This is a genomic window from Dactylosporangium thailandense, assembly GCF_059739745.1.
Map to the genome: position 1 here is coordinate 9325080 of NZ_AP029195.1, position 25138 is coordinate 9350217.

Genomic DNA, 25138 nt, shown 5'->3' on the forward strand with positions numbered 1-25138 from the left:
GCCGGCTCAGCGGCGGCGGGCGCGCGAGGCTCGCAGGCGGCGCAGGCGCTGGACCACGATCGGGTCGTGGGCCAGCGCCAGCGGGTTGTCCAGCAGGCCGTTGAGCAGCTGGTAGTAGCGGGTCGCGCTGAGGCCGAAGGTGTCCCGGATGGCCTGCTCCTTGGCGCCCGCCTGCCGCCACCACCGCTTCTCGAAGGCCAGGATCCCCTTGCCGCGCTCGTCGAGCTCGGCCGGCTCCTCGGCGACCGCGATGTCCGGCGCCGGGGCCGGCTCGTCGCCGTCGAGGAAGTCGTCGATGTCCTCTGTGGACGGTTGCGCGGGCACGCGGGCAGCAGCGACGTCGTCGCGCCGCAACCTCCGCACCTCACCCACGCCGACCACCCTATCGGGTGAGGGCCTCGATCACCCGCTACGCAACGCGGCCGCCGACCCAGCTCAGGTCCGGGTCCCTGAACGCCAGGTCCATCAGGGCCTGGTCCGCCTCGTCCCGGGTGAAGTTGGCGCTGGGATCCTGCTCGTCCGCAACCCACAGCGTGATGCCTCCGGGGCGGCCGACCTGGGCATATGTGTGCTTCGGGGCCTCTCCCGTCGAGGCGAGCACCATGGCGGACCGGGTGCGGTCGAGCGTCTCCGAGGTGAGCGAGGTCAGCCAGCCGCCGGGGCGCGGGTGCACGGCCAGCGTCAGCCGGCCGCCGAAGCGGGCGGGGAAGCCGACGGTCAGGTTGATCGGGAGCGCGGAAGTGCTGCGGGTCAGGGAGCGGGCGACGCGCACGGCGAGGTCGGCCTGGTTCGGCAGCTGATACGCCGTGACCCGGATCGGCGTCCCCTCGTGCTCCCACGACACCGTGGCCATGTCCGTCACCGCGAGACGGCCGCGGGCCTGGCCCAGGGTGACCGGCTCGCCGGCGTCGGCGTTGCCGAACCGCTCGCCGATGGTCAGGGTGATGCCGGGCGCCAGCGAGTGGTCCTCCGGGTAGGCGACGCCGGGCGGCAGCCAGCTGCGCCGCGAGCCGAAGAACGCCGCGTCCGAGGGCACGACGGTGACCTGGCGATACTGCTCGGAGACCCCGTCGGGCAGCCAGCCGGGGCCGAAGCGGAACGCGGTGCCGGCCGCCACCGAGGGGGCGGCGGGACCGGCCGGAACGCCGGAGCCGGAGCGGGCCAGCAGCGGCACGCCCACGGCGGTCACGGCCGCGACGCCGCCGAGGGCACCCGCGCCGACCAGGAGCGTGCGACGCTGGCGGTGGACCCGGGCCCGGGCCGCGATCCGGGCGCGCACCCGCTCGGGCGGCGGCGCGGTCGCGGCGATGGCCTCGAAGGCGGCGTGGATGAGCGGTTCGTCGGTCACGTCGTGCTCCTCGAATATTCGCGCAGGGTGGCGAGGCCGCGGGCGGCGTGGCTGCGGACGGTCGCCGGGCGGCAGCCGATCAGGTCGGCGATCTCCGGGTCCGACAGGCCCTCGTAGTAGCGCAGGGCGATGACGATCCGCTGGCGCACCGGCAGCGCGGCCAGGCGGCGGATCATGGCGTCGCGCTCGTCGACGGCGGTCGCCGGGTCGTCCAGCGGGGCGCCGACGGTGTCCAGGGCGGACAGGGACATGGGCACGACCCGGGCCGCCCGGCGGCGGCGCCACGAGGCGAGCTCGTTGACGATCATGCGCTTGACGTACGCCTCGGGCACATCGGCGGCGCTGATCCGCGCCCAGCGGGTCTGCACGCGGGACAGCACCTCCTGCACGATGTCCTCCGCGAGATGCGGATCGCACGCGAGCACGGTGGCGTACCGCAGCAGCGCGGCCAGCCGTGCACTGAGAAACTCCTCGAATTCCACCGGCGCCCCCTTCGCCCCTATGACGCGGGTGGAGCCGGGAAATGTGGAGTCAGGCGGTGACGATCTTCACGCCGGCCTCGCGGAAGGCGCCCAGCGTGGCATCGGTCGCGTTGGAGTCGGTGACCAGGGTGTCGATGCGGTCGATCGGGCAGATGCGCGCGAAGGCGTGCCCGCCGAGCTTCGAGCTGTCCGCGATGATCACGACCCGGCGGGCGCGGGCGACCATGAGGCTGTTCATCGCCGCCTCGCCCTCGTGGTGGGCCGCGGCGCCGAGGGTCACGTCGAGCGCGTCGACGCCGAGCAGCGCGATGTCCAGCGTGACGTCGCGCAGGATGTTGCCGCCGAGCGGGCCGACGAGCTCGAAGGACTGCGGGCGGACCACGCCGCCGGTGACCACGATCTTCATCCGCGAGCGCACGAGCAGCTCGTTGGCGATGTTGAGCGCGTTGGTGACCACCGTGAGCTGGGCGTCGTCCACGCCCCCGGTCAGCTCCGGGCGCACCGCGAGCGCGCGGGCGACCTCGGTCGTGGTGGTGCCGCCGTTGAGCGCGACCACCATGCCCGGCGAGACCAGGGCCGCCGCGGCCGTGCCGATGCGCTGCTTCTCCGGGGCGTGCTTGGCCGTCTTGTACCGCAGGGGCAGGTCGTACGACACCCCGTTGGCGACGGCCCCGCCCCGGGTACGCGTGATCATCTGCTGCTGCGCGAGCTGATCGAAGTCGCGCCGGATGGTGGCCTGGGACACGTCGAGGCGCTCGGCCGCGTCCTCCACGCTGATCCGGCCGCTGTCCGTGAGGATCTCGAGGAGCGCGTTCCAGCGCGCGTAACGGTCCACGCGGCCCCTCCCTGCGCGTACGGTGCGAGATGTGTGCACAATAATGCGCGAAACGGCCGGTAAACGCAAAGGCAACTGCTCGAACCAACGGATGGGCGACAGTTGCAGCCCGACGGCCGGTGCGCGATGATGCGCCAACCGGAAGGTTTGTTCACAGTAACGATGGGGCGAGGACAGAGCCGCACATGACGCAGACCGTGATCGCTCTGGACGTCGGGGGCACCGGCATCAAGTGCGCGCTCGTCGGCGCCGACGGCGACGCGCTGCACACGGTGCAGCACGCCGAGCGCCACCCGACCGGGGCCGAGCGCGGCGGCGAGGCCGTCATCGCGACCATCCTGGACATCGCCGAGGGGCTCGCCGCCACCGCGCGGGCCAAGGGGCTGGAGCCGGTCGGCGCCGGGCTGGTGGTGCCCGGGGTCATCGACGAGGTCAACGGCATCGCGGTCTGGGCGGCGAACGTCGGCTTCCGGGACGTACCGCTGCAGGCCCTGCTGGAATCCCGCCTCGGGCTGCCCGCGGCCCTCGGCCACGACGTGCGGGCCGGCGGGCTGGCCGAGGCGCGGCTGGGCGCCGGGCGGGGCCGCGACTACGTGCTCGTCATCCCGATCGGCACCGGGATCGCCGCGGCCAACGTGGTGCACGGGCAGGTCTACACGGGCGGGCACGGCGCCGGCGGCGAGATCGGCCACATCGTGGTGCGCCCGGGCGGCCCGGAGTGCGGCTGCGGCCAGCGCGGCTGCCTGGAGGCGATCGCCTCGGCGTCGGCGGTCGGCCGGCGCTACTCCGAGCAGGCCGGCCGCACCGCCACCGCCGAGGAGGTCGCGCGCCTGGCCGCCGAGGGCGAGGCGACCGCGGTCGAGGTGTGGCGCGAGACGATCGACGCCCTCGCCGACGGGCTCATGACCGGCATCGCGCTGTTCGACCCGGCGGTGATCGTGCTCGGCGGCGGCCTGGCCGAGGCCGGCGAGGCCCTGCTCGCACCGCTGCGGGCCGGCGTGCACGCGCGGGTGACGTTCCACCGCGAGCCCGAGATCACCCGCGCGGCGCTCGGCGACGAGGCCGGCTGCCTGGGCGCGGCCCTGATCGCGCTCGACCACCTGCACATGAAGGAGAGCACCGCATGACAGTGGTATCCGGGGTCCGGGTCGTCGCGGGCGGCCGCGTCATCGACAACGGTTTCGTCCGCGTCGAGGGCTCACGGATCGCCGAGGTCGGCGAGTCGCCCTCCGGCCAGGCAACGGATGCCGCCCTGGTCGTGCCCGGGTTCGTCGACATCCACGTGCACGGCGGCGGGGGCGCGACCTTCACCACCGGCGACGCGGACGAGGCGCGCAAGGCGGCCGCGTACCACCTCGGCCACGGCACCACCACGATGCTCGCCAGCCTCGTCACCTCGTCGCCGGAGCTGATGATGAGCGCCACCAGGGCGTTCGCCCCGCTCGCGGCCGAGGGCCCGATCGCCGGCATCCACTTCGAGGGCCCGTACCTGTCCCAGGCCCGCTGCGGCGCCCAGAACCCGGCCCACCTGCGCCACCCGGACCTCGGCGAGCTCAAGTCGCTCATCGACGCGGGTGAGGGTGCGGTACGGCTGGTGACGGTCGCCCCCGAGCTCCCCGGCGCCCTGGATGCGATCCGCCTGCTGGTCGAGCGCGGGGTCGTCGCCGCGATCGGGCACACCGACGCCACCTACGAGGAGACGCTCGCCGGCGTCGAGGCGGGCGCGACGGTCGGCACGCACGTGTTCAACGGCATGCGCCCGCCGCACCACCGCCAGCCCGGCCCGGTCTTCGCCCTGCTCGGCGCGGCCGGCGTGGTCTGCGAGTTCGTCGCCGACGGCATCCACCTGCACGACGGCACCCTGGCCTTCGCCGCCTCGGTCACCGGCCCGGCCCGCGCGGCCCTCATCACCGACGCCATGGCCGCGGCCGGCATGCCCGACGGCACCTACGACCTCGGCGGGCAGACCGTCGACGTGGCCGAGGGCGTGGCCCGGCTGACCCGCGACGGGGCGATCGCCGGGAGCACCCTGACCATGGACCGCGCGTTCCGCCGGGCCGTGGGCGCGGGGCTGTCGCTGGTGCACGCCTCGCGGATGGCCTCGGGCACGCCCGCCCGGGCGATCGGCCTGGACGCCACCGGCGAGCTTCGCGAGGGCGCCACCGCGGATCTGGTGCTGCTCGACGCGGAGCTGCACGTTCAGCGCGTGATGCGCGCCGGCTCCTGGGTGTCGTAGAACGGGCCGGACCAACTCTTGAAAACGCCCAGGGGGATCGCGTCCCACGGCACCCGCCGCAGGATCCGGTCGAGGAGCACGCCGACCATGAGCGCGGCGAGCCCGTCGGTGAGCCAGTGGAAGCTCAGATACGTCGTGGTGAACAGGACCACCAGCGGGACCGTGTAGCGGATCGCGGTCACGAACCCCGGGCGCAGCACCCCGGTGAGCAGGGTGGCAAGCACGCCGTAGAACACGATGGTGTTGATGACGTGGCCCGACGGATAGGACATGCCCGAGTCGATCCGGAAGAGCCACTCGGGATGGCTGAGCACGTGGTTGCTCGGCGCGGTGCGGTCCGTCCACAGCTTCACCGGGCCGATGGTCACGTAGGTGATCAGCTCGGCCCCGATGAGCGGCAGGAACGGGCGGACCGTGTGCCGGGCCCGGCTCATGAAGAAGGCGACGATCGCGACCAGCGGCGTCAGGACGGCCCCGCCCTGGCCGAGCAGGTTGCCCCCGCGCAGCACGAGGTAGAACCACCGGGGCCGGTGCGCGTCGACGAAGTCGCGCACGGCGAGATCCAGACCCAGCAGCGGGGTCTTCGCCGCGAGCAGGATCGTGATGAGCGCGAAGCCCGCGAGCAGCAGCGCGTCGAGCCACCAGCCGGCGGGACGGACGGGTCGAAGCTCGATGCGCACGAGGGCAAACGGTACCCGAACACGACGAAGGGCCCGGTCGCCCGGGCCCTTCGTGCACAGGTTCTCTACATGAGGTTGCGCAGCTGGGCGGCGATCCGGTCGATGCGCACGCCCGAGTTGGGGCAGCCGCCGAAGTGGTGCAGCGCGATGACCTTGTTCGTGCGGCGGGAGATGACCGGGGAGCCCGAGGAGCCGCCGTCGGTGTCGCAGTAGTACGACATGTCGGTGTTGGCGGCGTAGCCGTCGTAGGACGGGTCGCTCACGGCGCAGTTGCCGCTGCGCTCGGTGCTGTCCTGGCTGGTGATCACCGTCGGGGCGCCGCGCGGGTGCTGCGGGATGTAGAGCTCCTCGCCGCGCACCGGCGCCCGGTCGTCGATCTGCAGGTAGCCGAACTGCTGGATCTGCGCGAAGTTCTTCACGCTGAACAGCGTGTAGTCGAGGATGTCGTCGGTCGCGAGCACCTGGTCGCCCATGACCTTGACCGGGCGCAGCGTGTTGCCGCCGTTGCACTGCGCGCACTCGTAGTTGAACCAGACCTCGGTGCTGCGCGCCTCGCGGCTCGTGGTGAAGCAGTGGTGGTTGGTCAGCATCCGGTTCTGGGTGCCGACCCGCCACGCGGTGCACAGCTCCACCCCGTTGATGAGCAACCGCGCGACCGGCTTCGAGTTGGCGTACGCCACCGGGTCCGACGACTTGTAGCAGGCGGCGTTCTCGGTCTCGTTGGCCCGGCCGCAGATGCTCTCCTCGTGCGGCGCGGCGGCGAGCGCGGCCTTGCGGTCGGCGTCGGCCTTGGCGCGCTCGGTCGCCGTCTGCCCGCGGGCCACCTTGTCGACGGTCACGCCCATGCTGGCCAGCCGCGAGCGGATGCCGAAGACGTCCTTGCCCGCCTTCCGCACGCGCACGACCGCGCGGTCGCCCGACACGGACATCGTCCAGTTGTCGGATCCGCTCAGTTCTTCCGCGGTGTACTCGTACTGCTCCGCCCCGCTCGCGTCGCTCACGACGACCTTGTCGCCGTCGCCGAGCGCGAGCCGCGAGAAGTGCACCTTGACGTAGTCGGCGCCGGCGTAGGTGAACGTGCGCGACGCGGCCCGCTCGATGCTGCCGCCGGTCACCGACTCGAGCACGCCGGTCTGGGTCGCGCCCGGCTCCTCGAGCCCCGACACGTCGTGGAACAGGCGCAGCTGCGGCGCGGCGGCCGGCGCTCTCTGCGGCTGCGGCGAGCCGGAGGAGGCCATGGCGACCCCCGCCCCGGTGACTCCGAGCAGGGCACAGACCCCTGCCACCAGCAACGACTTACGCCGCATGAGCGCGTCCTTCCATGGGTTCGCAGAGCAGAAGGGATACGCCCGCCGGAGGGCGGGTTAAATCGGGCGATCCGCCCATTCAACGACCGATCCCCGCACAAGGGATCGGGATCCGGCCGCTCTGACCGCCTGGTTAGGAAATGCGGTCGACCGTCCCACCGGTATGGGCCAGAAGGCCACCCAGCCCCACCCGCGTCGTTACCACGGTCAGCAGATCGTCGGCGCGCAGCACGTAGGTGCCCGGCGGGGCCCAGACCGTGCGGCGCTCCTCGTCGGTGGCGACCGCGAGGACCTGGACCTCGCCGACGTCCTGGGCCGCCTCGACCGGGCTCCCGTCCAGCCGCGAGCCGGCGACGATCGGCACCTCGGCGAGCAGCAGCACCCGGCGGCCGACCGGGATGGTGCCGATCACCTCCCGCTCGAGCAGGGCGGCGGCAAAGGCGGGGGCGGCCAGGAAGGACACGCTGCGCGAGGCGGTGATGCCGAAGGCGCGCTGCACCCGGTCGGCGAAGCGGCCGTCGAAGAGCCGCAGGATGACCCGCAGGTCGGGCTTGAGCGTGCGGCCCTCCAGCGCGGCCTCGAGGTTGGCCTGGTCGTCGGTGGAGACCACCACCAGCGCCCGGCAGGTGTCCACGGACGCGGCCCGCAGCGTCTCGACGTTGCTCGCGTCGCCGACGATGAACGGCACCCCGCGGCTGCGGGCAGCCTCCGCGCCGCGGGCGTTCTCGTTGCGGTCGATCACCACCACGGGCACGCCGAGGTCGACGAAGGCGTGCATGACGCGGGTGCCGACGTTGCCGAGCCCGACCACGACCACGTGCCCGGAGACCGGCTCGCGCAGCCGGCCGAGCGCGAGCGCCAGCCGCGCGTTGACCACCGCCTCGACCACCGCCGCCGTGATCACCGGGATCAGTGCCACGTTGACCAGCCCGAGCAGGGTGGTGACCACCTTCTCGGGCCAGTGCGACTCGAGCTCGGGGCTCGCCCCGGTCAGCTCGGCCAGCAGCGTCACGTAGGCGGCGTTCCACCAGCTCACGTGCTTGTAGTGGGCGATGACCGCGGTGCCGGCGACGAGCATGACCACCAGCACGAGCGCGGTCAGCCAGAGCTTGCGGCTCACCAGGCCGCGCAGCGCGCGCAGGGGATGGCGCAGCTGATGGCGCCACCAGCGGCGGAACCGGCTCTCGCGCACCGCGGGCGGCCGGTCCGGGCGCTCGCCGCGCTCGACCACCGTGGCGGCGCGCTCGCCGTTGGCCACGGCCAGGACCAGATCGGCGTCCCCCCGGGGCAACAGCTCGGGCTCGTCCTCCGCCCGGGTGCGGGCCAGGCCGCAGACGACGTCCTCGGGGCGGACCTCGGCGCGGCGGGCCACGAACAGGGTGCGCTGCGCGACCCGGACGTGCACCGGCGCGACCTCGCCCAGTGCCTCGGAGACGAAGGCGGGCGCGGCCATCTGGGCGTCGGAGAGCACCCGCACGTCGGCGAAGTTGCGCCGCACGCTGTGCCCGAGGCGCAGGTTGAACATCCGGATCACCAGCCGGATGCGCGGGTTGACCTCCTGCGCCTGCAGGGCCGCGTCGAGGTTGCCGATGTCGTCCTGCTTGACCAGCGCGAGGGCGTCGGCCCCGGCCAGGTCGGCCCGCTCGAACGCCTCGGTGTCGGGCTTCTCCGCCTCGATCACCCGGCCGCCGTGCTCGGCCACGAGCCGGGCGATGTCGGGGCCGTACCGCCGCCGGGTGCTGGGCAGGATGGCGGTGACGTGCACCCCGTACTGCAGGATCAGCTCATTGATCAGCCGCACCGCCAGGGGATCGTCCCCGCACACCACGACCCGCTTCGCAGGCGCGTGCACGATGTGTCGCTCGGGCCCGGCGACCGGCTCGATCGACCACGGACGGGTGATCGCCTGAACGCGTGGAAGGTTCCCCCGCAACCGCCTCATCAGCCACGACTCGGACGTCACCGGCCGATCCTAGCGAAGATCACCAGTTTCCGATGACCGGCGATCTCGTTGGTCCCGGCGAATCGCATTGTCGACCAGATTGGTTTTCGAGGATGAACACGTGGCTTCGCCGGACGGTAGGGACCGTCGGCATCGCGGGCGGCATGCTGCTGCTCGGCGCCGGCGCCGCACACGCCGATGACACCGCGCTGGCGCCCGGTCAGCTGGACGACCTGTTCTCGCCCGCCGGCGGCCCGAACAACCAGTCCCTGCAGCTGCAGGCGCACACCGACCGCATCGACACCAGCACCGAGGCGACGACGTCGGCCCCGCTGAGCCGCAACCGCATCAACCGCCAGGCCGTTCCGGGCATGCTCCAGGGCCTGCCGGTGTCGAGCCTCGTGCCGACCGACAGCCTGGGCCTGCCGCGCACGACGTCGAGCCGGCTGCCGAACCTGCCGGCCCTGCCGACCGACGCCGTCGCCGCCAACGCCCTGCCGGGCGCGGGCCAGGCGCCGTCGCTGGCCGACACCGAGGACTCGCTGTCGACCCTGCCGCTCGTCGGCGGGCTGACGGACCTGTCGCAGCTGGGCCTGCCCGGCACCGACACGCTGCGGGGCACCTCCATCGCGGACACCTCCACCGCGTTCCCGTCGGTCAAGCCGTCGCCGCGCAAGGCGAAGCAGGGCAAGACCGAGGACCTTCCGCTCGTCGGGGGCCTGCCGCTGCTCAGCGGCGGCCTGCCGGTGCGCGGCACGCTCAACCCCGTCGACAACCTCGGCCTCCCGATCGGCGGCGGCCTGCCGGGCGCGGGCCGCGGCGCCACCGAGGCGGGCGGCCTGCCCCTGGTGGACGACCTCCCGCTCGGCGGCAGCGACGTGCTCAAGAACGACTCGATCACCGGCGTCCCGGTGATCGGCGGCGTGGGCCCGACGCCGGGCGTGAGCACGACCGCGGTGGCGAACCGGCTCGTGCCGACGACGGGCGCCCTGCCGCAGGCGGCGAGCAACCTGCCGCTGGTGACGGAGTCGGCGGCGTACGCGCCGCGGCACGCGGAGTCGGACTCCTACGCGCCGCGGCACGCGCAGACCGAGGCCCTGCCCGTGGTGACGGGCCTGCCCGTGGTGGGCGGCCTGGCTCAGGGCGCGCTGCCCTTCTTCAGCGGCATCGTCGGCTAGCTGCTGCTGGTTTCGCGAAGGGCCGGGCGCTGAGCGTCCGGCCCTTCGCGTCCTTCGCGTTCGAGCCCTTCGCGTCCTTCGCGTTCCAGCCCTTCGCGTCCTTCGCGTTCCAGCCCTTCGCGTCCTTCGCGTTCCAGCCCTTCGCGTCCTTCGCGTTCCGGGCCTTCGCGTCCGGCCCGGCGTTCCTGCACCGCGAGCGCGGCGACGCAGGCCAGCAGGATCGCGCCGCCGGCGGCGGACCACGGCGTCAGCCGCTCGTGCAGCACCAGGGCCCCGAGCGCGACGGCCGCGAAGGGTTCACTCAGCGCGACCACGGACGCCGTCGTCGCCCGCACCACGGTCAGCCCGCGGAAGAACAGCGCGTAGGCGAGGGCCGTGGGCACCGCGCCCTGGAACGCCAGCAGCGCCAGCGTCTCGCCCAGGCCGTCCGTCCTCGGCAGCAGGCCCTCGAACGCGGCGATGGGCAGCAGCGCGACGGCGCCGACGGCGAAGCCGGTGAGGGCGGAGTCGAAGGGGTCGTCGGCCTGGGCCCGGTTGAGCAGGGTCACCGCGGCGTAGCCGGCCGCCGAGACCAGGGCCACCGCGATGCCGGCCACGGGGTGAGGACCAGCGCCCGGGCTCCGCAGGACCAGCAGGACCAGGCCCGCGACCGAGGCGGCGACCGTGGCCAGGCCCGCCCGGCCGAGACGCTCGCCGAGGAACAGGCGGGCGCCGATGGCGATCAGGATCGGGCCGGAGCCGAGGGTGACCACGGTGACGATGCCGACGCCGCCGAGCGCGATGGCCACGTAGTAGGCGGTCTGGTACACGGCCATGCCGAGGCCGTTGAGGATGCGCGTCGCCGGCTTGGCGCGCCGGCCGGTCGCGGTGCGCAGGAACGGCCGGAGCGCCGCCAGCAGGGCCAGGCCCCCGGCGTAGCGCCAGAACGTGACGGCGATCGGGCCGAGGCCGCTGTGGTCGTACAGCACGGCGGCCACGAAGCCGCCGAAGCCCCACGACACGGCGGCGAGGGCGATGAAGAACAGATTGAGGCCAACGGAATTTCGCATACGGGTGTGCTCCCGGGTCATCGGCTGGGCTGGACGCGTTTCCGAACGCGGGCAGCCGCCACCGACCCGGGGTCACGCCGCCGGGTGCCGTGGTCTTCGGGCCTGCCCGCTACCGAATGGGCGGCGGGCACACGACGCGCAAGCACATGCGCGGGACCTTAGCGATCACCCCGCGGACGGACACCCGATTTTCCCGGCCGATCACGATGTGATGACAAGTCGCCGACACCCACCCGTCGATCGGCACGGACCGCGACCGCGACACGCCGCCCGACACGCCGTTGAGCGGCGGTTTCTTGCCCGAGGGTCACTATTCGTGTACGTAACTTCGCCGAATAGTCACGTCTCGATGGGGTGCCCGCCTGGGTCGCGGCGATTACGCTGAGGCAACACGCACAGCCGGAGGTCGCGCCGTGGCCATTGACACCCCCGCCACGTTGGCACAATCCCCCCGTGACCTGCCGTGGACCCTCACGGGCGGGCGCGGAATCTTTGGTCTCGACCCGGTCACCGGGGCCATCGTGCTCTGGGTCGGGTTGATGGCCGTCATCGTGTTGTTCGTCCTCCTCGCCGCGTTCCTGTCGCGCTGGAGCCTCTACCGGCTCAACCGCGCCGACCGCCGGGCCGCCGTCGAGCAGGCCGAGGCGAGCCTGAGCCCGGCCGAGCGTTCCCGGCTGCGGGTCGAGGCCGGCGAGCTCATCCGCCAGGCCGCCGCGACCGCCGCCGCCGCGAAGCGCGCCCAGCTCACCGTGGTCGAGGCGCAGGCCCGCAGCCTGGCCGCGCAGACCGCCCGCGAGCACGCGTGGAACGTGTTCGACGTGGCCCAGAAGGCCTACCAGGAGGCCCTGCAGGCCGCCGGTCAGGTCGCCGCCGAGCCGCAGCAGCCGGTGCTCGACCAGGACGACGAGACCAAGCGCGAGGTCTCGCGCGCGGCCCTGGACGCCTTCAAGCGCGGCGACATCACCGTGGACGCGCTCGAGCAGGTGTTCAAGGGCGTGGCCGGGGCCGATCCGCTGCAGGAACTCGCGGCCCGCGAGGTCGAGCTGCGCCGCACCGCGGAGAGCCGCGCGCGGCGGCTCTACGACGCGGCGGCCGCCACCGAGCGCGCCGCGGTGAAGGCGGCGGACGTGGCCGTGGTGGCCGCGGCGGCGCTGGCCCAGGAGGCGGCGGAGGTGGCCGCGGAGGCCGCGGAGCTTCGCGACACGCTCGACGCGGCCCGGCAGGCGGGAATCACGGCGTCGACGATCCTGCCCAGGACCCGGGTGCCGCGGCAGCGCAACCGGAACCTGCGATCGGACGCGGCGGACAAGGCGACGCTCGCGACCGGCGAGGCCGTCTGACCTCGGGCGGACGCTCGCGTAGGACGGCAAGGGCTCAGCGCGACCACCCCGGACCCGGCAACGTCGGCGCGCGGCCCCAACCTGCGGCCGGCGAGGCCGTCTGACCTCAGGCGGACGCTCGCGTAGAACGGATGAGGCTCAGCGCGACCACCCCCGGACCTGGCAGCGTCGGCGCGCAGCGCCGAGCGGTGTCTGGCGGGAGCAACGGTCCGCACCCCCGCGGACCCGAGTCATGCCCTGCTGACACCCGGCGCGGACGGTCCGGTGCCGTGGGTCAGGACGCGCGTCAGGCCGTGTCGGAAAGGGCGTCCGCCGGCCGCTCGAACCGCATCTCGGCCAGGGCCTCCCGCAGCCGCGGGAGGTCGTCCTCCGCGAGCTGGAACGACGCCCGGCAGATCTTGTCCACCCACAGCGACACCACCACGGTGCCCCGCTCCGGGTGGCCCGTCACGCGCATGGTGCGGTCGCCGCCGCGGCGGTCTTCGAACACGTCGCCCGATTTGGGCAAAGCCACGAGCTCACCCATGCATCGATGGTGCGGCACCTAACGCCGGTTCAGCAAGTGTTCGGTGCCGCCTCATCCACAAGATCGCCCAGGGCGAGGGCGGGGTCAGGCAGCGACGGGGATCACTGCGCTCGGCGACGGGTGCTCGATCACGACGGTGGCCGGGGACGGTACGCCGGAGTCGGGATCCAGATCGAGGACCGCCACGGTGTTCGAGTGCTGGTTCGCCACGCACAGGGCGCCGTCCAGCACCGCGAAGTGCCGCGGCCAGGTGCCGCCGGTGCTCACCTCGTCGACGGGCAGCAGGCCGCCGCCCTCGACGGCGAACGTGGTGATCGTGTCGTTGCCGCGGTTGGCCACGTAGAGGTGCCGGCCGTCGCGGGACAGCGCGAGCTCGCTGGGCAGGTTGTTGCCGACCGGCTGCACGAGGCAGGAGGGCTTGACGTCGAGCAGTTCGAAGCCGGAGGTGTACGTCGAGACGGTCGACGCCAGCTCGTTGGCGACGAACACGCGCCCGTCGGGGTGGAACACGAGGTGCCGCGGCCCGGTGCCCAGCGGCTGCACCGTCGTGGTGCGCAGGTGCTCCAGGCGGCCCTCGGGCGTGACGCGGTAGTGCACGATCGCGTCCATGCCGAGGTCGACGGCGTGCAGCATCGCGCCGCGAACGGTCACCTGGTGCGCGTGCGGCCCCTCCTGCCGGTCCGGGTTGACGCTCGCCCCGGCGTGCTGGGCCAGGTCGGTCTGCCGATCGAGCCCGCCGTCGGCCCGCAGCGCGAACACCGCGACGCTGCCGGTGGCGTAGTTGGCCACGAACAGCCGGTCGTCCGCGACCACGGCGTGGCACGGGGAGCCGCCGCCGGTCGGCAGCGTGTTGATCAGCTCACCGCCGGGGGTGAAGGCCGAGACCTGCCCGCCGTCGAGCTCGCCGACGGCGTACCGGACCCCGCCCGCGCCCACCGCGAGGAAGCTCGGCGCGGGCGAGCGCACCGGCGGGGCGAGCGGCTTGAAGTCGTCGTCGTAGGTGGAGTACTGGTCTGCGTAGGAGCCGATGAGCAATGGCACCCGTCAAACCTATCGACCCTTAAGGGTGGGGGCAGCACTACCATCAATCGCGGGGGCTGCCGGGTTCGATCACGGCCCATGAAACCGGAACGCTGAAACGCATGACAGTTCTGGTCTCTGCGGAGCGAACGAGCGACTTCACCGCCCTGTCCCAGCGGATCCGCGCGGCCGGACTGCTCGACCGGCGGCCCGGCTATTACGCCCTCCGGCTCACCCTGGTCGTCGCCCTCTACGCCGGCGGCTGGGCCGGGCTGGCGGTCACGCACAGCCTGTGGTTCGCGGCCGTGCTCGCGGTCGCGTACGCCCAGGTCGCCCTCGTCGCCCACGACCTCGCCCACAAGCAGGTCTTCCGCGGCCGCCGCTGGTCGGAGGCGCTGGGCATGCTCGCGGGCAACGCCGGCATCGGGATGAGCTACGGCTGGTGGATGAACAAGCACACCCGCCACCACGCCAACCCCAACCACGAGGAGCACGACCCGGACGTCGCGCCGGACATCCTCGTGTGGTCGACGCGGCAGGCCGAGCGCGCCCGCGGCCTCGCGCGGATCATCGGCGGCCATCAGGCGCTGCTGTTCTTCCCGCTGCTGCTCCTGGAGGGCTTCAACCTGCACGTGTCGAGCGCGCGGGCCCTGCCCACCGTGAAGCGCCGCCGCCTGGAGGGCTTCCTGTTGTACGGCCACATCGCCGTCTACCTCGCGGCCGCCTTCCTGCTGTTCTCCCCCGGCATGGCGATCGCGTTCATCCTCATCCACCAGGGGCTCTTCGGGCTGTACCTCGGGATGACCTTCGCACCGAACCACAAGGGCATGCCGGTGCTGACGTCCGAGGACGAGCTCGACTTCCTGCGCAAGCAGGTGCTCACGTCGCGCAACGTGCGCGGCGGCGTGTGGCTCGACGTCGTGCTCGGCGGCCTGAACTACCAGATCGAGCACCACCTGTTCCCGAACATGCCCACGCCGAACCTGCGCAAGGCCCAGCCGATCGTGCAGCGGTACTGCGCGGAGATCGGCGTCCCGTACCACTCGGCCACGTTCGTGGACTCCTACGCCCAGGCCCTCCGCCACCTCCACGAGGCCGGGGCGCCGCTGCGGCGGTAACTTCGGGGGCGTGGACCATCTCGCACTGGCCGACTACCGGGCCCGGGTCGCCGCCATGTACCTCTCCGACGAGGACCTGGCGGGATTCCGGGCCCTTCGCGACGACCTCTTCGCCACCCACTCCCAGTCGGCCGCGCCGGGCCCGCTGCGCTACTTCCCCGCGTCGGACGAGTTCGTCGCCACGGTGCCCCTGACGCCCGCGTCCGGCACCCTGGAGATCGCCACGGGCGGCCCCGACGGCGTCCTGACCTACGAGCGGGCCGGCATCCTCGACACCCCGTGGGGCAGGCTGACCCTGTTCTGGCTCGCGGCCTACGGCGGCGGCCTGTTCCTGCCGTTCCGCGACGGCACGAGCGGCCACGAGACCTACGGCGCGGGCCGCTACCTGACCGACTCCGTGAAGGGCACCCACGGCCGCGGCGTGGTCACCCTGCCGGACGGCCGCGTACGGCTGGACTTCAACTACGCGTACAACCCGAGCTGCGCCTACGACGACGCCTGGGCCTGCCCGCTGGCCCCGTTCGAGAACCGCCTCGAGCACCCGATCCGCGCCGGCGAGCTCTCCTACCACTGACCGGCCGTCGCGGGGGCGCCTATTCCGGCGACCGGAAGCGCTGAAAGGGCCACACCTCGGCCAGGTCCTCGTCGTTGATCGCCATCTCCAGCAGATGGTTGTGCAGTTCCCGGACGACGGACTCGGAGGAGCGGAACAGTTCGCGGCCGGACTGTTCGGCCGCCTCGCGTTGCATTCTGAGCTCTGCCCGCTGCATGCGCAGCTCGTTGAACTGCACCCACAGCGTCACGAGCACCACGATGAGGGCGAACGCCGAGAAGATCCCGTTCACCACCGAGAAGGCGTCGCTCAGTTCGTCCCAGCCCCGCGGCGCGCGCGTGCCGGTGGCCATTTCCGCGGCGCCGATTCCGGCCAGGCCCAGCACGCCGGCGAGCAGCACGGCGGCCAGCAATGCGCCGGACACGATCAGCGGTCGCGCCGAAACGACGCGACCGGCAGGAATTCTGCCCATCGCTCACCCGACCTCATGAACGCCTTCGCACGGCCGGAGCCGGGCGACCAAGGATCCATCATGGGCGTCGACGATGATATTCGGTGATCGTATTCCGGGACTCATGGTTGAATGAATCGTGAATGAGCCGGAACCGCACGTCCGCACGTCACATTAGCATCGGAAATTGCTCGGAACCAAACGATCGCCGCCGAATTCACGGCGCGTCGGCACGTGCATTCACGAAGCTACTGCATGGTCCAGATCTGGCTCGAGGCGGCCGCGCAGTCCCAGATGACCACGACCGCGCCCGAGCCGGTGCCGGCCGCCGTCAGGCAGCGTTTCGCGTTCGGGTTCTGCCACGTGTTGTCCGCGCGGCGGACGAAGACCTGCGCCGGCGTGCCGTTGCACGCGTACACCTGGACCGGCGTCCCGTTCGCGGTGTCCCGGTTCACCACGTCCAGGCAGTAGCCGTTGTCCGCGAGCAGGGTCGCGCCCGTCGCCGCGTTGCCCTGGATGCGGAAGACCTGGGCCGAGCCGCCGCAGGCGTCGATGACCACGCGGTTGGCGGAGCCGGGGCGGTATTCGAGGCACTTGCGCGACTGCGCGCCCATCAGGCGGCCCTGGGTGAGCGGGGCGGGCGGCGCAGTGGTCGTCGTCTTGGTCGCGGCCGGCGAGGCGGTCGGCGAGGACGCCGGCTGGGAGGCGGCCGGGGCGGTCGTCGCGGTGTGGGCGCGGGTCGTCGTCGGGGCCGCGGCCTCGGTCGCCGCATCCTCCGTCGACTCCGCCGACGCGGACGGGGACGAGACGGCGGCGCCGCCCGGGGCCCGGCCGCCGGGCATGTCCACGCCCGGGACCCGGCCCGGCAGGGCGTTGTCGTTGCCGCCGGAGTCGTCGCCGCGCATGGCCTGGAACGCCACGGCGCCCGTGATGAGCAGCAGGAGCACCGCCACGGCGACGGCGCCGACCGGGTACTTCTTCCACGGCATCACGCGCCGGCGACGGCTGCCGCGGTAGTCCTCGGCGTCCTCATGGTCGTAGTCCGTGACGATCGCCAGCGCCGGTGCGTGAAAGTCAGCCACCGTCGGGGAGTCGTCGCCGGGAACCACGGGACCGACGGGAAGCAGCTCGCCCTCGACCGTCTCGACCACCGTCTCGTCCGGTGGCGAGGGGTCGGCGGCCGGCGAGGAGTCGTCGGTCAGCTCCGGGTCGTTGGAGATGCCCGGGAGCGAGACGATGAACGCCAGGTTCTCGGCGTTCTCGGCGTCGCTGAGGTCGGCCGCGTCCGCGCGCCGCTCGCCGGCCAGGGTCGCCACCGGGGACGGGTCCGGCTCGTCCGCCATGACCGCCGGCACCGTCGCCATGGCGACAGCGGTCGGGCCGTCGGGGCGGCGCTGGTGCGGAACCGCCGGAATCGTCGGCTTCGGCGGGGTGAACGGCTCCGGCAGCACGCGCGCGGCGGCCGAGGCCGTCGGGGGCACGCGGTGGCGGGAGTTGGGACCGGCGGCGGGGGGCAGCGGGCCGGCGAGTGAGGACTGCGCGCCCGAATCGCCCGCGTTGTCCCCGTCTCCAGCGACGGACATGCCGTGATCCCCCTCAAGGAGCCGAAGAAAGCCGAGAGCACCGTAGCTGCTTGCGCAACAAAAGGCGACCGGCCGGAAGTCCAATCCCGGTCTTACGCGCAGTGCGTTGCGATCCCCCGGTAAGTTTTCCCGCATGGTGCCAACGGGCTGGGAAACGATCGCGGGGCAGCATACGGTTTGGGGTCGCGTGGACGACGCGTCGACGCATCGTGACCAAGCCGTTGCGCTGGTGCGGGAACTCGCCGCCGCGCGCGGCCGGGCCGCGGCCTCGCTGGGTGATGACCCGTGGCAGGACGACGACTTCGGCGATCGCATGTCGAACCAGATCAGCAAGCTGATCGAGCAGCTGCCGCCGGACGTGCGGTTCACGGGACCCGAGGCGTTGCTACTGGTGACGCTGCCGCTGCTGCATGACACCCTGTGGTCGGGCCTGGCCGCCCAGGAGCGCGGGGTGCAGCCCGGCGACCTGGAGCCCTCGCAGGACGCGAGCAGCGACCGGGCCGCGTTCGAGCGCTTCACGCAGACCTATGCGCAGCCGCACCGCCGGGCCCTGGCCGCGATCCGCGCCGGGCGCCGCGAGACCGCGGCCGAGCTCGGCTGGTGGCTGCTGCACCGGTGGATCGGCCGCCGGCCGCAGGCCTACCAGCCGGCGACGATCGCGGCGCTGACCGGCGCGACGCAGGACGCGCGCACCGCCGAGCTGCTGCGCGCGATCCGGGCCGACCCGGCGTTCCTCAACCGGCACGACCGGCCCGAGTCGCTGCTGTCGCGGCAGGGAGCAGTACGGGAGCGGCTCATCGGTTTCCTGCTGGCCATCGCGCGCGGCCTGGCGATCGAGGTCACCGTGCTGCCGGAGGTCGTCGGCGAGCACCTCGGCATCGGCGACCCGGTCACCGCGGATCAGGTCCTGGACACCGTCCGCGACTCGCACTGGGACCTGCGGGGCGCGACGCTGGTGCTCACCGCCGCGTGCGCGCACCCGTCGATCGAGGTCGCCCTGCGCGCGCACATCGACACGCTGAACCAGCTGCTGGCCGAGGCGCAGCGGGCGGCCAGCCGCGACGAGGCGCTGCAGCCGCTGCGGCACCTGCCCAACCGGGCCGCCACCGACGACGTCGGGCCGCTGGTGCGCGACGGCGTGCCCGCCTACCAGTCCGCCGGCGTGCGTTTCCGGCTGGCCGAGGACCGGGTCCGCGAGCTGCTCATGGGCGAGCAGCTCTACGGTGATCCGGCACTGGCGATCCGGGAGCTGTACCAGAACGCGCTGGACGCCTGCCGATACCGCGAGGCGCGCACGGAGTACCTGACCCGCGCCCACGATCGCAAGCTCCCGTGGGACGGGCACATCACATTCACCCAGGGCGTCGACGAGCACGGCCGCGGCTACCTCGACTGCTCCGACAACGGCATCGGCATGGGCGTGCGCGAGCTCAGCGAGGTCTTCTCGCAGGCCGGCGTGCGCCTGGCCGACCTGCCCGAGTTCCTGGAGGAGCAGGCCGAGTGGGCGCGGCTCGACCCGCCGGTCCAGCTGTTCCCGAACAGCCGCTTCGGCATCGGCGTGCTCAGCTACTTCATGCTCGCCGACGAGCTGACCGTGCAGACGTGCCGGATGGGCCGCGACGGGCAGTCCGGCGAGCGGCTGCGGGTCTCGATCGCGGGCCCGGGCAGCCTGTTCCGCATCCAGGACCTCGGGCCGGGCACCGAGACCGGCACGACGGTCCGGCTGCACCTGCGCGAGGGCGTGACCGTCAGCGCCGTCGAGGAGCTGCGCAAGCTGCTGTGGGTGGCCGAGTTCGCCACCGACGCGACCGACGGGGTGCAGAGCCAGGCCTGGGCGCCCGGCGTGCTGTCCAGCGCGGCCGAGAACCTCGGCGACGACGAGGACGACGAGGACCGCGTCGGGCCGGGCGTGGTCGCGGCCGAGGGATCGCGGGTCTGGTGGTGCCGCAACAACGGCGCGCTGCTGGCCGACGGGCTCTACGCCGGCCGGGAGATCTTCGGGGCGGTGGTCAACCTCAACCGGGACCTGGCGCCGCGCCTGTCCGTCGATCGCACGAAGATCCTGGCGTACCGCGAGGACGACGTCGACCGCCTGCTCTGGGAGGCCGTCCCCGCGCTCACGGCACCCGGCACGACCCTGCTGGGCTACGAGTGGCTGTGCCGGCTCGCCCCCGTCCGCCCGCTCGTCGCCGACCTGATCTACGAGCAGGCGATCGAGCGCGGCCACGGCCGGTGGGAGATGGACGGCGAGACCGTCGACGCCGCGGTGACCGGCTGCTTCGTGGCCAACGACGGCCCCGTCGGCGGCCCGGACGAGCTCGTCGAGTGGCGGCTCACCGCGCTGGCCGCGGGCGGGCGCTACCGCAAGGTGCTGCGCCCCGGCCCGGACTGGAAGCGGGCGCTGCGGGCGCGGCCGTCCGACGCGCTGCTGCTCAGCGTCGACGTCGACGGCACCGGCCCGTGGCTGGACCCGGTGGACATCGTGCCGCTCGTGCACCTCGTGCGGGCGGCGCGCAAGACCGGCCGCTCGGCCCCGGAGGTCGCCGCGCGGCTGGACGCGCTCGGCTTCGAGCCGTCGGTGGGCGCCGAGTCCGTGGGCGTGGACCCCGACGACCTGATCTTCACCAGCCGGGACGTGGACGGGACGCGGCCGTGGCTGCAGCCCGATCAGCCGGTACATCTGGTGCACCTCCTGCGGGCCGCCCATCGCAGCGGCCGGATCGTGCACCAGGTGGTGGCCCGGCTGCGGCAGCTGGGCTTCGAGGTGGACGTGGACGTCGACGTGCTGCCGCTGGAGCAGTTCGACGCGCGCGACCTGATCATCGCCAGCCGCGACCTGGACGGCTCGCACCCGTGGCTCGACCCGCGGGAGCCGGTGACGCTGCTGCACCTGCTGCGCGCCGCGCACAAGGTCGGGCTGCCGGCCGACGAGACCGCGGCCCGCCTGGCGCTGCTGGGCTACCCGCTGGACAGCGGCTGGGAGACGCTCACCACCGAGCCCGACGACCTGGTGCTCATCTCCCGCGACCTGGACAGCACCTCGCCGTGGCTGGACCTGAGCGAGGAGGTGGCGCCGGTGCACGTGCTGCGCGCCGCCGAGCGGGCCTCACGGCCGGTGACCGAGGTCGCGGCGCGGCTGCGCTCGTTCGGCTTCTCCCTCGGCGGGAACCTCGACGCGATCGAGGTCGTGAAGCTGGAGCCGGAGGACCTGCAGCTGGCCAGCCGCGACCTGGACGGGTCGCAGCCGTGGCTGGACTCGTCCCGCCCGGTGCCGCTGATCCACCTGCTGCGGGCCGCGGAGTCGACCGGCCGCGAGGTGCGGGAGGTGGCGGCGCGGCTCTCGGCGTGCGGGTACCGCGTCGACGTCGACCCGGACGCGATCCTCATCGACCACCTCGAGCCCGACGACCTGACCATCACCAGCGAGGACCTCGACGGCTCGGACCCCTGGCTGGACCCGATGAAGCCGATCCCGACGATCCGCGTCCTGCGCGCCGCCCAGCGGACCCGCCGCAGCGTGCACGACATCGCCGCCCGGCTCACGTTCCTGGGCTACGCGGTGAGCCTGCACGGCGCCGGGCCCACGCTGGACCAGGTGGAGCCCGACGACCTGCTCATCACCAGCCGGGACCTGGACGGGTCGCAGCCGTGGCTGGACCTCGACGAGCAGGTGCCGCTGCCGCACCTGCTGCAGGCCGCCCGGCGGGTGCGCCGGCCCGTGCACGAGATCGCGGCCCGGCTGGAGACGCTGGGGTACACCGTGGACGTGGATCTTTCGAGCATCGCCGTCGACTCGGTGAAGCCGAACGACCTGCTGCTGGCCAGCACCGACCTCGACGGCTCGCGCCCGTGGCTCGACGCCTCCCAGCCGGTGCCGCTCAACCACCTGCTGGCCGCGGCCCAGAAGATCCGCAAGCCGATCGAGGAGGTCAGCGCGCGGCTGCGGGCGCTGGGCTACTCGGTGCCGGACGTCGACTCGCGCCTGCCCCGCCTGCGCCCCGGCGGCGTGTAGCAAACCTCACGAGGCATCGACCCCCATGCCTGCCATGGGACAGAATTACATCGATGCCTCCCTATTGGCCGGTCGTGCGCGACCGGGTCTTCGGCCGGGTGCTGCCCGGCCTGGCCCTCTCCGCGCTCGGCGACGGGATGAGCGCGGTCGCGATCGGCTGGCTCGCCCTGCAGTGCGCGCCGCCGGGGCAGCGCGGGCTGTGGATCGGGCTGGCGATCGCGGCCTACACGCTGCCCGGCGCGTTCGGCGCGGTGCTGCTGGCGCCGCTGCTGCGCGGGCGCAGCGGGGCGCACCTCGCCGCGCTCGACGCGGCCCTGCGCGCGCTGCTGCTCGGGGCCGTGCCCGTGCTGGCCTGGACGGGCGCGCTCACCATCGGCCGGTACACCGCCCTGCTGGCCGGCTCCGCGCTGCTGTCGGCGTGGGGGTCGGCGGGGCGGTACACCCTCGTCGTCCAGGTCCTCCCGGCCGAGCTCCACGTGCCGGCGAACGCGCTGCTCACGCTGCTCAACGAGGCCGCCACGGTGGCCGGGCCGGTGCTCGCCGGGCCGCTCATCGCCTGGCTCGGCGCGCCCGCCGTGCTCGCGGCCGACGCGGCGACCTTCGCGGTGCTGGCCGTCTCGTTCGCGCTCGTGGGCGCGCGGGCGCCCCTGCCGCGGCGGGAGCGCCGCTCGGCCGGGTTCGCCGCGATCCGCAAGGATCGGCGGCTTCTCGCGCTCACGAGCCTGTCGGCGGGGTTCTTCCTGCTCTTCGGGCCGTTGCCGGTGGCTATGCCGCTCTTCGCGTCCTCGGCGCCGGAGGTGGCGCTGCTGTACATCTCCTTCGGCGTCGGCGCCGTCATCGGCGCGATCGCCATCGGGCACCTGGCGCGCCTGCCGCTGTGGCCGGCCGCGATCGGCTCCGTGCTCGCGTTCGGCCTGCTGCTCCTGCCGCTCGGCCTCGGCCTGCCGCGCTGGGCCGGCCTGCTCACGCTGGCCCTGGCCGGGCTCGCCTGGGCGCCCTTCCCGACCGCGAGCATGTCGCTCTTCCAGCGGCTGGTGCCGGCCGATCGGCTGCCGGCGGTGCTGGCGGCCCGCGGCGCGGTGCTCGTCGTCGCCACGCCGCTGGGCACGCTGCTGGGCGCGCCCCTGGTGCAGGCGGCCGGGCCGGCCGCGACGCTGGTGGCGTGCGGCGCGGCGACCACGGTGCTCGGCCTGGTGGCGCTGGTCGTGCGGTTACGCGCCCGGCTCGAGCCGGGCGGCTTCTCAGGCGACCTCGTCCAGCACGCTGAGGTGAGCGCAGAGCCGCCGGGTGTACTCCCGCAGCGCCGCGATCGCCTCGTCGACGTCCTCGGTGAGCACGTCGGGCAGGTCGATGAGCATCCGGCGCCCGTCGACGGTGGCGTACCCGCTCACCTCGAAGTTGCCCTCGCGCACCCACACGTCCACGCCGAGGTCCACGGTGGTCCGCTCGTAGCGCAGCACGACCCCGACGAGCGCGAAAGGCGACTCGCCGGGGCCGATCCGGCCGATGCGGCCGATGAGCTCCCAGTGCAGCGGACCCTGCGTCCGCCCGTGCGTCGCCGCGGCCTGCTGGCCGAAGCGCTGGAAGTCCTCGCACGCCTCGTTGAGAGCGGCGAGCAGCGTGGCGGCCCCACTCGATCTCGCGTCCATGGTCATCCTCCTGCGGCTCGATAGGCGGCGCCCACCTGGGTGGGGGTGGTGCCGTTGCTGTAGAGGCCGGTGTCGCCGGGCTTGCTGGTGTAGAGCAGGAACCAGCTGTACCGCTCGACGTAGGACAGGCCCTGGAGCATGGCCGTCGAGCTGTTGACGAACGCGACCTGCTGGTCCGTCGAGGGGTAGACGGTGCCGTTGTCGAAGCGCATCAGCGCGTACTCGGTCAGCCAGATCGGCAGGTGGTAGCGGTTGTAGACGTTCTGGATGTAGGTCTTGAGCTGACCGGCCGCGTTCGGGCCGAAGTCGCCGCCGTACCAGTGCAGGGTGATGAAGTCGACCCGGTAGCCGCGCTCCTTCACGCCCTGCATGAACTGGTCGAACCAGCCACCGGGGGTGTCCGCGCCGTAGGCGGGCGCGGGGCTGCCCAGCCGCATCCCGGTCGCCTGCAGCTGCGGCCACAGGTCGAGGACCTGCTGTGGGGTCATGTTCGACTGTTCCTTGAGATCCGGCTCGTTGAACGCGAGCAGGGTCTTGCCGTTGGCCTTGGCCTTGGCGAGGTCGCCGCTCACGTTGCCGCCGCCCCAGATCATGGGCACGAACTCGGCCCCGGAGACGCCGGACATCGGGTTCGGGGACCAGTCGTAGTACCAGCCGGCCCGCACGTCCTTGATCGCCGGGCCGTTGCTCGCGCCGAACTTCTCGTTGGTGCTGACGCCCTTCTTCGCGCTCTTGGTCGGCGGGGGCAGCGCCGCGACGGTGCTCTTGGCCGGGGTCGCGCTGGGCGGCGCGCTGCTGGGCGGCGGGGACGGCGCCTCACTGGCCGGGGCCGGGGCGGCGCTGGTGGACGGGGCCGCCGCCACCACGGCCGGCTTCTCGTCGCCCTGGGTGGCGATGTAGGCCGCGCCCGCGGTGCCGGCGATGGCGGCCGTCGCCGCGAGACCGACCAGCGCCGGCTTCGAGGCGGCGAACCAGCCGAACAGCACCGCCTTGAGCCCGCCCGCCTTCCCCGTGGTGACCGCGGCCGTCGTGGTGGCCGCGGTCCCGGCGCCCGAGGCCATGGCGCTGAACACGAACGGGACCGGGACGAGCGCGATGCCGGCCAGCAGGCGCTCGGCCGCGACCATGTCCGACCACGCCCGGTCGCACTGGTGACACTCCCGGGTGTGCCGGGCCAGCCGCTTGCGCCACAGCGCGCTCGGGCGGCCGTCCCAGCTGTGCAGCACCGCGCCGAGCTCGGGGCAGCGGGGCCGGGCGGCCAGCGCGCGCACGACCGCCCGGGCCGCGTCGAGCTGGGCCTTCATCCGCTGGATGCGCACGGCCGCGTGCTGGCGGGTCAGGTGCAGCGCGTCGACGACCTCCTCCCGGTCGAGCTGCCCGGCGGCCTCCAGCCACCACAGCGAGAGCAGCTCGCGGTCGTCGTGGTCGAGCCAGCGGGTGGCCTCGGCGACCTCCTGGCGCTGGCCGGACAGGCGCAGCCGGGTGATCGCGAGGTCGGCGAAGTCGGCGCCGGGGTCGGCGGTGTCGGTCGGGTCGGCCCAGTCCCCGACCAGCGGCGCCTGGGTCTGGCGGCGGTGGCGGTCGCGGACCTGCGACATCGCGATGGCCACGGCCCAGGAGCGGAAGCTCTCCGGCTCGCGGAGGCGGGGCAGCCCGTCGACGACCCGCAGCATCGTCTCCTGCACGACGTCGTCGACGTCCGCGTGCCCCTGCAGCGCGCGCCCGACGATGTTGTAGATCAGCGGCAGGTACTCGCCGACCAGGGCATCCAGTGCCCGCTGGTCACCGGCTCGCGCCGCGATCACCGTGGCCGTGCTCATTCGCGCCTC

General features: G+C 73.3%; 21 protein-coding genes. 8 read left to right on the forward strand and 13 right to left on the reverse strand.

The window, feature by feature from the left end:
• Nucleotides 1-6: 6 nt before the first annotated feature.
• The 4 genes from AC6JBM_RS41510 to AC6JBM_RS41525 are packed head-to-tail and all read right to left on the reverse strand — an operon-like array spanning nt 7 to nt 2665.
• On the reverse strand, nt 7-381 hold the full coding sequence (locus AC6JBM_RS41510) for a DUF3263 domain-containing protein (protein ID WP_497979256.1): 375 nt from the start codon (nt 379-381) through the stop codon (nt 7-9).
• A gap of 28 nt (nt 382-409) precedes the next feature.
• Nucleotides 410-1348 (reverse strand): hypothetical protein, encoded by a 939-nt coding sequence (locus AC6JBM_RS41515; protein WP_497979257.1) that lies wholly within the window; start codon nt 1346-1348, stop codon nt 410-412.
• Nucleotides 1345-1830: a SigE family RNA polymerase sigma factor gene (locus AC6JBM_RS41520; protein ID WP_497979258.1), complete on the reverse strand. Its 486-nt coding sequence runs from the start codon at nt 1828-1830 to the stop codon at nt 1345-1347. Before AC6JBM_RS41520 ends, AC6JBM_RS41515 begins: the two co-directional genes overlap by 4 nt.
• A gap of 49 nt (nt 1831-1879) precedes the next feature.
• Entirely contained in the window at nt 1880-2665 is a 786-nt protein-coding gene (locus AC6JBM_RS41525; RefSeq protein WP_497979259.1) for a DeoR/GlpR family DNA-binding transcription regulator, read from the reverse strand.
• 185 nt (nt 2666-2850) lie between these two features.
• On the opposite strand from AC6JBM_RS41525, the gene AC6JBM_RS41530 reads away from it, so the two are divergent.
• Nucleotides 2851-3792, forward strand: coding sequence for an ROK family protein (locus AC6JBM_RS41530; RefSeq protein ID WP_350609944.1), 942 nt, complete (start codon nt 2851-2853; stop codon nt 3790-3792).
• Entirely contained in the window at nt 3789-4901 is a 1113-nt protein-coding gene (gene nagA / locus AC6JBM_RS41535; RefSeq protein ID WP_497979260.1) for an N-acetylglucosamine-6-phosphate deacetylase, read from the forward strand. The genes AC6JBM_RS41530 and nagA overlap by 4 nt, the downstream gene beginning before the upstream one ends.
• On the opposite strand, the gene AC6JBM_RS41540 is transcribed toward nagA, so the two are convergent.
• The 3 genes from AC6JBM_RS41540 to AC6JBM_RS41550 form a co-directional block, all read right to left on the reverse strand.
• Entirely contained in the window at nt 4865-5581 is a 717-nt protein-coding gene (locus AC6JBM_RS41540) for a phosphatase PAP2 family protein (RefSeq protein ID WP_497979261.1), read from the reverse strand. The two genes, nagA and AC6JBM_RS41540, sit on opposite strands and share 37 nt — an antisense overlap.
• A gap of 65 nt (nt 5582-5646) precedes the next feature.
• Entirely contained in the window at nt 5647-6888 is a 1242-nt protein-coding gene (locus AC6JBM_RS41545) for a trypsin-like serine peptidase (RefSeq protein ID WP_497979262.1), read from the reverse strand.
• Nucleotides 6889-7021: 133 nt separating this feature from the next.
• Complete coding sequence (locus AC6JBM_RS41550; RefSeq protein ID WP_497979263.1) at nt 7022-8740, reverse strand: potassium channel family protein; 1719 nt, start codon at nt 8738-8740, stop codon at nt 7022-7024.
• Nucleotides 8741-8943: 203 nt separating this feature from the next.
• Here AC6JBM_RS41550 and AC6JBM_RS41555 point away from each other — a divergent pair, with 203 nt between their 5' ends.
• Complete coding sequence (locus AC6JBM_RS41555) at nt 8944-10008, forward strand: hypothetical protein (protein ID WP_497979264.1); 1065 nt, start codon at nt 8944-8946, stop codon at nt 10006-10008.
• On the opposite strand, the gene AC6JBM_RS41560 is transcribed toward AC6JBM_RS41555, so the two are convergent.
• On the reverse strand, nt 10005-11057 hold the full coding sequence (locus AC6JBM_RS41560; protein WP_497979265.1) for a DMT family transporter: 1053 nt from the start codon (nt 11055-11057) through the stop codon (nt 10005-10007). The two genes, AC6JBM_RS41555 and AC6JBM_RS41560, sit on opposite strands and share 4 nt — an antisense overlap.
• A 413-nt stretch (nt 11058-11470) precedes the next feature.
• Between AC6JBM_RS41560 and AC6JBM_RS41565 the strand changes: the two genes are divergently transcribed.
• Nucleotides 11471-12397: a hypothetical protein gene (locus AC6JBM_RS41565; protein WP_497979266.1), complete on the forward strand. Its 927-nt coding sequence runs from the start codon at nt 11471-11473 to the stop codon at nt 12395-12397.
• Between the two features lie 286 nt (nt 12398-12683).
• Here AC6JBM_RS41565 and AC6JBM_RS41570 read toward each other — a convergent pair whose 3' ends face one another.
• The gene (locus AC6JBM_RS41570) at nt 12684-12923 is read right to left on the reverse strand and encodes a hypothetical protein (protein ID WP_497979267.1); all 240 of its coding nucleotides are present in this window, start codon (nt 12921-12923) and stop codon (nt 12684-12686) included.
• An 84-nt stretch (nt 12924-13007) separates the two neighbouring features.
• Nucleotides 13008-13964, reverse strand: coding sequence for a lactonase family protein (locus tag AC6JBM_RS41575; protein ID WP_497979268.1), 957 nt, complete (start codon nt 13962-13964; stop codon nt 13008-13010).
• Between the two features lie 101 nt (nt 13965-14065).
• On the opposite strand from AC6JBM_RS41575, the gene AC6JBM_RS41580 reads away from it, so the two are divergent.
• Entirely contained in the window at nt 14066-15061 is a 996-nt protein-coding gene (locus tag AC6JBM_RS41580) for a fatty acid desaturase family protein (RefSeq protein WP_497979269.1), read from the forward strand.
• 10 nt (nt 15062-15071) lie between these two features.
• Nucleotides 15072-15635 (forward strand): DUF1684 domain-containing protein, encoded by a 564-nt coding sequence (locus AC6JBM_RS41585; RefSeq protein WP_497979270.1) that lies wholly within the window; start codon nt 15072-15074, stop codon nt 15633-15635.
• A 19-nt stretch (nt 15636-15654) separates the two neighbouring features.
• On the opposite strand, the gene AC6JBM_RS41590 is transcribed toward AC6JBM_RS41585, so the two are convergent.
• Together AC6JBM_RS41590 and AC6JBM_RS41595 are read right to left on the reverse strand one after the other, a co-directional pair.
• The gene (locus AC6JBM_RS41590) at nt 15655-16038 is read right to left on the reverse strand and encodes a DUF6082 family protein (RefSeq protein ID WP_497979271.1); all 384 of its coding nucleotides are present in this window, start codon (nt 16036-16038) and stop codon (nt 15655-15657) included.
• Between the two features lie 275 nt (nt 16039-16313).
• The gene (locus AC6JBM_RS41595) at nt 16314-17648 is read right to left on the reverse strand and encodes an RICIN domain-containing protein (RefSeq protein WP_497979272.1); all 1335 of its coding nucleotides are present in this window, start codon (nt 17646-17648) and stop codon (nt 16314-16316) included.
• 133 nt (nt 17649-17781) lie between these two features.
• Here AC6JBM_RS41595 and AC6JBM_RS41600 point away from each other — a divergent pair, with 133 nt between their 5' ends.
• Complete coding sequence (locus AC6JBM_RS41600) at nt 17782-21660, forward strand: wHTH domain-containing protein (RefSeq protein ID WP_497979273.1); 3879 nt, start codon at nt 17782-17784, stop codon at nt 21658-21660.
• A 53-nt stretch (nt 21661-21713) separates the two neighbouring features.
• The gene (locus AC6JBM_RS41605; RefSeq protein ID WP_497979274.1) at nt 21714-23333 is read left to right on the forward strand and encodes an MFS transporter; all 1620 of its coding nucleotides are present in this window, start codon (nt 21714-21716) and stop codon (nt 23331-23333) included.
• Here the strand turns inward: AC6JBM_RS41605 and AC6JBM_RS41610 are convergent.
• Nucleotides 23312-25129, reverse strand: a complete 1818-nt coding sequence (locus AC6JBM_RS41610) for a sigma-70 family RNA polymerase sigma factor (protein ID WP_497979275.1) — start codon at nt 25127-25129, stop codon at nt 23312-23314. The two genes, AC6JBM_RS41605 and AC6JBM_RS41610, sit on opposite strands and share 22 nt — an antisense overlap.
• Nucleotides 25130-25138: the final 9 nt, after the last annotated feature.